The 11,263-nt window shown below is 46.5% G+C and carries 8 protein-coding genes; 1 reads left to right on the top strand and 7 read right to left on the bottom strand.

Annotation, left to right across the window (positions count from 1 at the left end; genetic code table 11):
* Positions 1-21: 21 nt before the first annotated feature.
* Positions 22-1,359 carry a sodium-dependent transporter gene (locus tag OVA33_RS14560; protein WP_007407975.1) on the bottom strand — a complete coding sequence of 446 codons (1,338 nt, stop codon included), beginning with the start codon at positions 1,357-1,359 and terminating at the stop codon, positions 22-24.
* A 203-nt stretch (positions 1,360-1,562) separates the two neighbouring features.
* Here OVA33_RS14560 and OVA33_RS14555 point away from each other — a divergent pair, with 203 nt between their 5' ends.
* Positions 1,563-2,534 (top strand): bile acid:sodium symporter family transporter, encoded by a 972-nt coding sequence (locus OVA33_RS14555; RefSeq protein ID WP_017417964.1) that lies wholly within the window; start codon positions 1,563-1,565, stop codon positions 2,532-2,534.
* A 30-nt stretch (positions 2,535-2,564) separates the two neighbouring features.
* Here the strand turns inward: OVA33_RS14555 and OVA33_RS14550 are convergent, their stop codons facing one another.
* The 6 genes from OVA33_RS14550 to OVA33_RS14525 all read right to left on the bottom strand — a co-directional run bounded on the left by OVA33_RS14550 (position 2,565) and on the right by OVA33_RS14525 (position 11,195).
* Positions 2,565-3,311, bottom strand: a complete 747-nt coding sequence (locus tag OVA33_RS14550; RefSeq protein ID WP_025649770.1) for an MBL fold metallo-hydrolase — start codon at positions 3,309-3,311, stop codon at positions 2,565-2,567.
* A gap of 73 nt (positions 3,312-3,384) precedes the next feature.
* Positions 3,385-4,632, bottom strand: coding sequence for a 2-oxoglutarate dehydrogenase complex dihydrolipoyllysine-residue succinyltransferase (gene odhB / locus OVA33_RS14545; RefSeq protein ID WP_014418119.1), 1,248 nt, complete (start codon positions 4,630-4,632; stop codon positions 3,385-3,387).
* Positions 4,633-4,647: 15 nt separating this feature from the next.
* On the bottom strand, positions 4,648-7,482 hold the full coding sequence (gene sucA / locus OVA33_RS14540) for a 2-oxoglutarate dehydrogenase E1 component (protein WP_017417966.1): 2,835 nt from the start codon (positions 7,480-7,482) through the stop codon (positions 4,648-4,650).
* Between the two features lie 227 nt (positions 7,483-7,709).
* Positions 7,710-9,626, bottom strand: a complete 1,917-nt coding sequence (locus OVA33_RS14535) for a nitric oxide reductase activation protein NorD (RefSeq protein ID WP_017417967.1) — start codon at positions 9,624-9,626, stop codon at positions 7,710-7,712.
* Between the two features lie 10 nt (positions 9,627-9,636).
* On the bottom strand, positions 9,637-10,527 hold the full coding sequence (locus tag OVA33_RS14530) for an AAA family ATPase (protein ID WP_017417968.1): 891 nt from the start codon (positions 10,525-10,527) through the stop codon (positions 9,637-9,639).
* Positions 10,528-10,604: 77 nt separating this feature from the next.
* Positions 10,605-11,195: a superoxide dismutase family protein gene (locus OVA33_RS14525; protein ID WP_017417969.1), complete on the bottom strand. Its 591-nt coding sequence runs from the start codon at positions 11,193-11,195 to the stop codon at positions 10,605-10,607.
* Positions 11,196-11,263 lie beyond the last annotated feature (68 nt).

Genomic DNA, 11,263 nt, shown 5'->3' with positions numbered 1-11,263 from the left:
CGGGGGCGTGCTTCTTTTGGTTTAAAAAATACCAAGCACGTGCAGAAAAACGATAATAATGGCTACAGGAGCCACATAACGGATTAATAGGAGCCAGACTGCAAACCATTTTCGTTTTATACCGGAACCGCTTTTCAGTTCGTCAAACAACATCTGTTTCGGAATTTTCAGCGGTACGAAAACGGCAATTAAAAGCGCGCCCAGCGGCATTAAGACATTGCTGACCAGAAAATCCGCAGCGTCAAAAATACTGCGGTGAAAAATAGAAACATCACTCAAAATTCCGTACGACAGCGCCGAAGGGACCCCGACAATAAATATAGCAAGTCCCCCGATCCATGCATACCGCTTCCGTTTTGCCGAATCGCCTTTTGACAAAACAGCAACTAAAATTTCAAGCATTGAAAAAGCCGATGTCAGCGTCGCAAATAAAAACAGCAGCAAAAAGGCGAGTAAAAACACGATGCCCAACGGCATTTGGTTAAAGACAGTCGGCAGCACGTTAAATAAAAGCTGCGGGCCTTGATCCGGCTTGAGGCCGAATGCAAACACCGCCGGAAAAATCGCCACTCCCGCCATCACAGCAACAAGGACATTTAATACCGTCACCGATACGGCGGATTGAACAATATTTTCTTCTTTTTCTAAATATGCGCTGTATGTAACCATTACGGACACTCCGACGCTTAACGAGAAAAATGATTGTCCCATCGCATATAAAATGGTATTGGCATCCATCGCGCCAAAATCAGGCATGAAGAAGAATTTTAATCCCTTCGCTGCATCATGCAGCGTAACGGAGCGGATCATTAAAAGAATAAACAGAATAAACAGAGCCGGCATCAGCACCTGGCTTACCTTTTCGATGCCGCTGCTCACCCCTTTTGCCACAACTAAAATCGTCAGCACGATAAACAGCAGCTGGCCGAAAACGGCTGCATAAGGGTTTGAAATGGTATCGATAAATAACGTATCAAATCCCGAAGAAAGCGATAAGCCGCCTGTAAAGCCTTTTATAATGTAGATTAATATCCATCCCCCCACTACGCTGTAGAAGGATAATAGAATAAAACACGTAATGATTCCGAGATATCCGATCCAGTGCCACTTTTTCCCCGGCGCGAGCGCCTTATAGGATTCAACGGCATTTTTTTGTGTTTTTCTGCCGATAATAAATTCAGCAAGCAAAAGCGGCAGTCCGATTAAAACAGTAAATAAAATAAAAACAAGCAGAAAAGCGCCGCCTCCGCTGGTTCCCGCTACGTAAGGGAACTTCCATATTGCGCCGAGCCCGATTGCAGAGCCGGCCGTAGCTAAAATAAATCCCAGCTTAGATGACCATTGATTAGCTTCTTTCACTTCAGCACTCCCAATTCATTTCAGTATAAAAATCAATTGTAAGAATATATGTCTGAATAGTCAAGAAGATGTTAGTTTACATAATAATTTTATTGAAAACTTATATTAAATATTGAATTATTCAGAAAATTATTTATAATGGAATACAGAAAAGTCAGTCATATTTTCTGACTGATTGATTGAATGTAAAAGGAGCTGTGTTTATGGAATGGCTGAAAAAAATAAGCGGGTTTGCGGGCCAAACCTTTGGCTTGTGGGTTATCGTCTTTGCCGGTTTAGGATTCGCCTGCCCTGATTTGTTTTCTTGGATCAGTTCTTATATGACGATTTTCCTTGGTATTATTATGTTTGGGATGGGGCTTACTCTTCAAGCAGACGATTTTAAAGAATTAATCAGAAAGCCTTGGCATGTCGTGATCGGAGTCGCTGCCCAGTTTACGATTATGCCGCTTACGGCTTTCTGTTTATCAATCGGGCTCCGCCTCCCCGCAGAAATCGCCGCGGGCGTCATTCTGGTCGGATGCTGTCCGGGCGGTACGGCATCAAACGTCATGACATTTTTGGCGAAAGGCAATACGGCGCTTTCTGTTGCGGTCACCACGATCTCAACATTGCTTGCTCCTATTGTAACGCCGGCACTTATTATGCTGTTTGCGAAAGAGTGGCTCCCCGTTTCTTTCGGTTCACTGTTTGTTTCCATTATGCAAGCCGTGCTTTTGCCGATCGTCCTCGGGGTGATTGTGAAGCTGTTCTTCAAAAAACAGGTCGGACAAGCCGTGCACGCGCTTCCTCTCGTGTCGGTAATCGGCATTGTAGCGATTGTATCCTCTGTTGTCAGCGTAAATCGTGAGCATCTGCTTCAATCAGGACTGCTGATTGTGTCTGTCGTCATCTTACATAACGGAATCGGATATTTGTTAGGATTCCTGACTGCAAAGCTGTTCAAAATGGATTATGCTTCACAAAAAGCGATTGCGATCGAAGTCGGAATGCAAAACTCCGGACTGGGCGCAGCGCTTGCGACAGCGCATTTCTCCCCTTTGTCAGCAGTGCCGAGCGCAATTTTCAGCATATGGCACAATCTGTCGGGGTCTGTTCTTGCCACCTACTGGTCTAAGAAAAAAGAGAAAAACAGCGCCGAAGTAGAAGAAACGGCAAAGATTCCGTTTTCATAACTGAACAAGGATAGGATAGACTGGCCGCTCCTATCCTTTTTTATTCTGGAGATCATGAAACAGACGCAAAAGCGCTTTTTTTACATCCCCCTGAAATAAACCTCCATGATAACAAATCAATTGGCGGATATCGTAATCGAGCAGCCGCTGCACAGAACGGACCGCATCATCCATATGTAACGTATAGCTAGGATTAGCAAGGTTCAGCTTTCCGTCTTCAATGACGACCGCATCACCTGTGACCATAGTTTTTTCGGCAGGCAGATAAAGACTGATATGGCCGGGTGTATGACCCGGCGTGGCTACAACGCGAATGCCTCCGCACCAAGGCAGCAGCTCGCCGTCAGTAACTGTCCGGTGAACTGGAGCCGATTCGACTGATTGAAGCGAGCGGATGAACTGTTTTGCATAAGGCTTTGCATCCTCTGGCAATGAACAAAACGTTGATTCAGCCTGCTCAAGCCGTAAAGATTTTTTAGAGCCGTCAATATACGGCGCTTCACGCTCATGTGCTGTCACGCTGACATCCGGATGCAAACGGTGTAATGCAGCGAGTGAGCCGATATGGTCTATGTCGTGATGCGTTACAATAATTTTTGTCAATGAATGAAGCGACATTCCATGCCGGACGGCAGCATGTTGAAGATGGTTTGTAAAACCGGGATATCCGCAGTCTATTAATATCGTGTCATGTTCGTCTTGCAGAAGAACCGGAGTGATAGAATGCAATTCTTCATTATATTCAAATTCGATCTCAAGCGGATAACAGCTTTTCATATAAATTCTCCCCTTCTCTCAATAAAAAAAGTACACTGCTTGTAAGGGCAGTGTACTTTTTGTCTGTCTCAAATTATCCTTCCAGCAACAGCTGTTCCGGATCTTCAAGCAGGTTTTTAATGGTGACAAGGAATCCGACCGCTTCTTTACCATCTACAATTCTGTGATCATATGATAAAGCGATGTACATCATCGGACGGTTTTCAGAGCGCTCCGCATCAATCGCTACTGGGCGCAGCTGAATTTTGTGCATACCTAAGATCCCAACCTGAGGGCTGTTTAGGATTGGTGTTGACATAAGCGATCCGAATGTACCTCCGTTTGTGATCGTGAAGGAGCCTCCTTGCAGCTCACCTAATGTTAATTTATTGTTTCGCGCTTTTTTCGCAAGTTCGCCGATCTCTCTTTCAATGCCGGCAAACGTCAGGCGGTCAGCGTCACGCACGACTGGGACGACAAGCCCTTCTTCAGCCGCGACAGCGATACCGATGTCATAGAATTTTTTCACGATCAGCTCATCGCCTTGAATTTCAGCGTTAAGGAGCGGGAATTTTTTCAATGCAGCCACGACGGCTTTTGTAAAGAACGACATGAAACCGAGTTTTACATCGTTTTGCTCAAGGAATTGGTCTTTACGGCGTTTTCTTAGATTCATAACGGCCGTCATGTCAACTTCGTTAAATGTAGTCAGCATCGCAGAAGTCTGCTGCACTTCAACCAATCGTTTCGCGATCGTCTGTCTGCGGCGGGACATTTTTTGCACTTCGACAGGTTTGTCAAAGCTTTGCTGTGTTTTTTGAGCCTGCTGTTTCGGCTGTGCCGCAGGTTTTGAAGCCGGTTTTTCATAAGCTTCCACATCTTGTTTGCGCACGCGGCCGAGCGGGTCCCCCGTCGGAATTTGTGATAGATCAATCCCTTTTTCCCTTGCCAGCTTGCGTGCAGCCGGAGACGCTATCGTTCTGGATTTCGCTTCTGATTGTGCTTCCTGGCTGACTTCTTGTGCAGCAGGTTCAGCTTTTGCTTCCTCTTTCGTTTGTTCATTGGCTGGAGCACTTTCTGAAGGGGCGGGTGCAGAACTTTCGCCAGCGCCTTCTGTAATGGTACCGATAATTTCTCCTACTTGGACGGTATCACCCGAATCTTTCAATACCTCTTTTAGAACACCCGATTCTTCTGCTGTCAATTCAACATTTACTTTGTCCGTCTCCAGTTCAAGCAAGTACTCACCCTGTTCTACATAATCACCGGGCTGCTTTAACCATTGGGCTATCGTTCCTTCTGAGATTGATTCTGCTAATTCAGGTACCTTAATTTCCGCCATTTTTTCATTTCCCCCTTAGTTTTTGCGAGTCAAGCTATCAGATACAATGCGTTCCTGTTCTTTTTTGTGGACTGTCGGATCTCCTTCTGCGGGACTGGATCGTCTTCTTCGGCCGATGTATTGGACATTTACTCCTTTTGGCGCGATTTCCGTCAGATACGGGCTGATATAACTCCATGCCCCCATGTTCTGCGGCTCTTCCTGAACCCAAACGATCTCTTGCAGGTTCGGCAGTTTGGCGAAAAGCTCCTTCGTATCTTTTGCCGGGAACGGATACAGCTGTTCGATTCTGGCAATATGAAGCCAATCCTTATCGCCTTCCATTTTGTTGAAGTGATCGCTGATATCAATTGACACTTTTCCGCTTGATAATACGACGCGAGTCACTTTTTCGTAAGCATGGGAAAGTCCGGACTGCTCATAGACAGGCTTGAATCGGCTTTCGCTCAGTTCCTGCACTTCAGATACCGTATTCGGGTTACGCAGCAGGCTCTTCGGCGTCATGATCACAAGCGGGCGGATTTCCTCACGAAGCAGCATTTTCGCTTGTCTTCTTAAAATGTGGAAATACTGAGCCGCACTTGTCAGGTTGGCCACCGTCCAGTTGTTTTCCGCCGCCAGCTGCAGGAACCGCTCGACGCGGCCGCTGGAGTGTTCAGGGCCCTGCCCTTCGTAACCGTGAGGCAGCAGCATGACCAGGCCTGATTTTTGTCCCCATTTTGCCCGTCCTGCAGATATGAATTGATCAAAATAGACTTGAGCCGCATTGGCAAAGTCCCCGTACTGCGCCTCCCACATCACAAGCGTTTCAGGCGAATACACGTTGTATCCATATTCAAAGCCGAGAACCGATCCTTCAGAGAGCGGGCTGTTATGCACCGTAAATGAAGCAGCGCAGTCGTCTAAGTGATGGAGGGCAACAAATTCTTCTCCTGTTTCGCTGTCATGCAGCACAAGGTTTCTTTGAGCGAACGTTCCGCGCTCTGAATCCTGTCCGGTCAGCCGGATCGGCGTGCCGTCTTTCAAAATGGAAGCAAACGCAAGCAATTCAGCCAATGACCATTCAACTTTACGGTCATCATCAAACGCTTTTGCACGTCTTTCCAGGATTCTTTTCAGCTTGCCGAACACGTTAAAAGATTCCGGCCAGTTGATAAGTTCGCCGTTCAGCTTGCGGAGAACATCAAAATCAATGGCTGTGTCAACGTCTGGAAAACCGTTGGACACCGGTTCCGGCAATTCAATTTCCCGTACGGCGTCTTCTTTTTTGGCGGGCACCTTTTTATAGGCGTCTTCAATACGTTTTGTCACTGCCGTTTCGATGTTTTGCGCTTTTTCCTCGCTGATCAGTCCTTCACTTACGAGTTTTTCCGCAAAGATCCGCTTGACAGTCGGGTGTTTTCTGACGGCGTCATACAGCATCGGCTGTGTCGTTGACGGCTCATCCATTTCATTGTGGCCGTACCGTCTGTACCCGATTAAATCGATTAAGAAATCTTTATTGAACCGCTTCCGGTATTCAACCGCAAATTTAACGGCTGACAGGCATGCTTCCGGATCATCCGCGTTGACGTGAACGATCGGGATTTCGTAGCCCTTCGCCAAATCACTGGCATATTTCGTGGACCGTGATTCATCGCTTTCTGTTGTAAAGCCGATCATATTATTGGCGATGATATGAATGGCCCCGCCGACCTGATAGCCTTTCAGAGAGCTTAAGTTCAGCGTCTCGGCGACAATGCCTTCTCCCGGAAACGCTGCGTCACCGTGAATTAAAATGGCGAGCGATTTTGTTTCGTCTTGAACCGGGTACCCCTTTTGCGTTCTTGTTTCCTGTGCCGCCCGCGTGCTTCCTTCCACAATCGGATTGATGAATTCCAAGTGGCTCGGGTTATTTGCAAGCGTAATCCGCGCGCTTTTGGTTTCAGCATCCTGAAGCTGTCTGTCTGCACCGAGGTGATATTTTACATCGCCCGTCCAGCCGTAGCTGATGCCGGTCGATCCTTCAGACGGCACAAGGTCTTTATTCGGCGCGTGCTGGAATTCCGAGAAAATAATCTCATACGGTTTGCCGAGCACATGCGCAAGCACATTTAAACGGCCTCTGTGCGCCATCCCGATATTGACATTGGTTGTGCCCGCTTTCACAGACTGGGCGATAATGTCGTCAAGAACCGGCACAAGCGCGTCTAATCCCTCAATTGAGAAACGCTTCTGACCGACGAATGTCCGGTGTAAAAATTGTTCAAATCCTTCTACTTCCGTCAGTCTTTCTAAAACGGCTGACAGTTTTTCCGGTGAATTTTTCCGGAACAGTTCTCCGGATTCGACCATTTTTGTAATCCATGCGCGCTCTTCGAAATCATGCACATGGTCAAACTCGAAGGAGATGGTTCTTTTATAGGTATTGCGTAAATGCTGGATGGCTTCTAAGCCGTTTGTTATATTGGCAGGTGCGTCTTTACAGATGACAGACGCGGGTATTGCTTTCATTTCTTCTTCTGTAAGCCCGTACTCGGATAACGGAAAGAGCTCGCTCTTTTTCGGATCCTTTCTGAGCGGATTGACGGAAGCGTTCAGATGGCCATAGGTTCGAATATCTTCTGCAAGTTTAACTGCTGCTGCGATCTTTTGAATCAGATCTGCGGTGACGCGTCCCTGTTCCTTTGTTCCCGATGCCTCTTTTATTTGGCTTGGCGGAGCGCCGAGTTCGTCAAACATGTCTTTCAGATCCGGATCAATGCTGTCTGGATCTTCAGCATATTGGTCGTACAGCTCCAGTGCGTAGCCGAGGTTCGGTCCGTAAAAATCTTCCCAATTCATTCTTTGTTTCATATTATTTTGAAACATTTGAATATTACCCCCAACCTAGATAATCAAGTGATCAATTCACTATCTTGAAATAACTTTTGAACGCTGTGCCCAAAATTATGTAATAAAAACGCTTCCAAGGATATTTTACCACTGATTGCGTTTGGATTCTACCTTGATTGTTCACAAAATAGTAAAAAAAACAGATCAATACCGAAAAAATTAAATCATTTTAAAATAAAAAGCGAAAAAGCATAGGAAAAAGCCTATCCTATGCTTTTATGAAGCAGTTTTTTCAAGAGCGGATACAGTACATCGGGCAGCTGATCGACATCCGGAACAAAAATACTGTACTTTCCGTACATATCCTGAATGGTTTTCATCTGTGATTCTTCTATCGCAGTATTGGACAGAAAAACATTTATGACTTCTATCCCTTTTTTTCTCGCTTCGATGACAGCCTCGCTCGTATCGACGATGCCGTTTTGTTCGTATCCGAATGCTGCCGGCTCTCCGTCTGAAAACACGATTAAAAATTTTTGCGCCTCACTCCGCCGCATCAGCTGTTTCGTCATTTGTCTGATGGCGTACCCGTCTCTGTTATCTTCTTCAGGCGCAAGCTGCATGATCAGCGGACCCGCCGCCTGCAGCAGCGACTCTTCAAACGGAATGACGGTATTGAAGAAATTCGGCTGGCTCGTTTCGGTCGCTTCGTTCGTATCCTCCCAAAATCCGACGATCTGGTGCGGTACGGACACTGATTTCAAGGCTTCATGAAAAAGAACGATCCCTCTTTTTGTTTCATCCATTTTGTCGAACATGCTGGCCGAACAATCGACAAGCAATGTAAAAACGGCGTCAATGTCTGAAGATGGGTCCTGCTTTTTATAGAAAAGGCGCGGGTTCCGCTCCGTAAAATAACGGATCAGTTTGCGATTCAGCCGGCCTGCGTGAAGGTCGGTCCGCGGGAGCGTTTTTTTGTGCTCAAGTGTTTTTTGTATCATCTGCTTCAGGCGTTTTTGATATGATTCTATCGTTTTTGCCTGTTCTTTATAAGACTGCTCCTCTTCAGGAGACGCTTTATGAGGCGTTTGATAAACCGGGAAGGCAAATTTGTTTTCTTTTCCGTCAGCCAGCCCCGCGCCCTTATGTTCATCCTGAATGGATTCAAGCGCTTCCAGTTTGGAGTAATCCTCTCTTTTCGTCTGACGTGCGGAGCCTTGAACGGAGCCGAGCGCCTGGTCACCGTCATCGCCTTCTCTGGCCGCGTCTTTCCCAAGATCTGATTTCGCGCCGTGCTCAATATCAAATTGAAGGAAACTTTTTGACGGCGCTTCGGTTTCCCGGTGCCACGTATTCATTTTCTCTTCAAGGATTTCTTCATCTCCGTCGGAAGACTCAGGGAGCGTGAGATCGTCACTTAACGAAGGCGCTTTTTTTACGCTTTCGAATAAAGGCTCTTCAGCCGCTTTTTCGTAATCAAGTTCCGGCAGAAAAAAGTACGTGTTCAGCATATCTTTCTCAAGCACTTCATCAAGGCCTTCCATGAGGTCTTCCGTTATTCTTGCGATTTGTTCCGTAGAATCCGCCTCATACACCCGGATGAGCTGACGTTCAATATACGGTATCATCATATCAATATGTTCATGCATGGAAGGAATGCCTTCAAGCGGAGACTCAGCTGTCAGCTTGACAAACATCGCGCAATACAAAGCGTCGGTGAAAATGCTCCGTTCTAAATTCAATGTCAGCTGCGTCGTGAAATATTTCCTGTACATCTCCCTCCGCTTCTGAAAAACACGTTTCGTTCCCGGCCGTTCTTTTTTGATCAGCTCTTCAATTCTGATATCCTCAAGCAGCATAAACAGCTGCTTGGCAAAGCTTTGGCGGGTGAAGTGCCGGTGAACGTCATTTAAAAACCCCGCAAATTCCCGAAATGAGCTGCTGCGTGTTCCGACAGCGCGCAAATAGACATCGCTTTTCAGGCCGGCTTCCATATCCCCGGCTGATCGGTCTTTCCAAAAGTGGCTCATGTAAATTTTCTTTTCAAAGGGATTGTAGTAAGACTGCACGCCGTATTCCACTTCAACTTCACTGCTTCTGGTCAGTGTTTTGGCCAGGTCAGTCAGCATCATGAACAAAAACGAATCAATCGTGCTGTCGTTAAATTTGATAAACTTCATTGTATGTCCCTCATTCGAACAGCGTTTCTGCAATATTTCTGACAGCGGCTTTTTCCCTGTCGTCATCAAGTTTTTCCACGATGCCTCTTTCAATCGCCCGTTTCGGCGGGATGTACGCAGCCAAGTCGCACGTATCAATGAGAGCCCTGATGGACGCCGCTTCTTCTGACACTTGTCCGTTATGCGCTTGTGCGATTAAATCAGAAGACAGCGTCATAAAGCGTTCAATTAATTTCTCATCTTTTAAGACAGACTGAGAGGTCAGCACCTGTTTCAGGAGGCTTCCTTTAATATACGGAACATCAATGATGACAAAACGGTTCTTAAGGGCTTCGTTCAGCGGAACGGTGCCGACGTAGCCTTCATTAATCGCGGCGATAACACCGAATCCTTCGCTTGCCTTAATCACTTCTCCTGTAAAGGGATTTGTCATCATTTTTCTGTAATCAAGCACGCCGTTTAGAATCGGAAGGGTTTCAGGCTTTGCCATATTGATTTCGTCAATGTATAAAAAATGTCCCTCGTTCATTGCGGTTGTTACAGGTCCGGGAACGAATTCAATTGTCGCCTGTCCCTGATCATTTTCAATCGTTTTATAGCCGACAAGCGCTTCTGCATCGAGGTCTACGGAGCAGTTGACGCTGTGCATCGGTTTATGAAAATAGTTCGAAAGCGTTTCCGCCAATTTTGTTTTCCCTGAACCCGTCGGTCCTTTTAATAAGATATTTTTTCCCATTGTCAAAGCGATGACGGCATCGAATACAATCGCTTTATCTTCGGCCTCATAGCCTGATGATCCGATTAAATCCCGGAATTCTTGGGAAACGGGATGATTTTGATAAGCCTGCAGTTTGTTTTGTATATCTTCCGGAAGTGATAGGTGCTGTAATTCTGAAGTCATAGGTGATGTTTCCTTTCCATTTGTATTCCATAACCGAGTATACTAAAAAAGCCCTTGTATACTCAATACAAAAGGGCTCATTCCCTGCGGGCGCTTTTTGTCAGGGGAGCGCAGGCGATTCTGGCTCCGGAATTCCCGCTCGGGTTTGTTAAATAATCGTCCGTATGTTCATGAATGACGAACGCGCTTCCGTCCCGGTCGAGCAGGCTGAGTCTGCTCCCTTCTTTTAATGAAGTTTGCGGCGCATTCATAATGACATCCACTTTACCGTCAGCCCCCACTTCAAGATTGGGGAGATCCCCGGCGTGATGACCCATCGGATTGTTGAAGCCGTGTTCTTTGCTCAAAGGGTTGAACGGTCCCCCGGCTGATTCGAAATCAGGTGCCTGACATGTCCCTTTTTCATAAATATGAAATCCGAGAGAAGCGCCGGGCGGCAGATGCCCCGCTGATATATGAATGTCTGACCCTTCATCATCAGATTCCCTCACTTCGATATATCCGATCGTTTTTCCGTTTTGATTGATGAGTCCGCCATGCTCACGGTATGCAGATGCTTCCAATGCGCGGCTTTCCTCATGTTTTTTGGGCGGAACAGGAGCGGGCCTCCCCCCGCAGCCGCAAAGCGTAATTGATGCGAGCATGAGAAAAAGCAAGAGACGATGCATGCTTCCTCCCCCTTATTTTTTTACCCATCAGTCTTGTCAAAACGTGAAAATGGTAAACAAAAAAAGCC

This window comes from Bacillus sp. KICET-1, assembly GCF_027721405.1.
Classification (GTDB): Bacteria; Bacillota; Bacilli; order Bacillales; family Bacillaceae; genus Bacillus; species Bacillus velezensis.
Note: the sequence above shows the minus strand (reverse complement) of the source record. Positions and strands in the feature narration are given on the sequence as shown.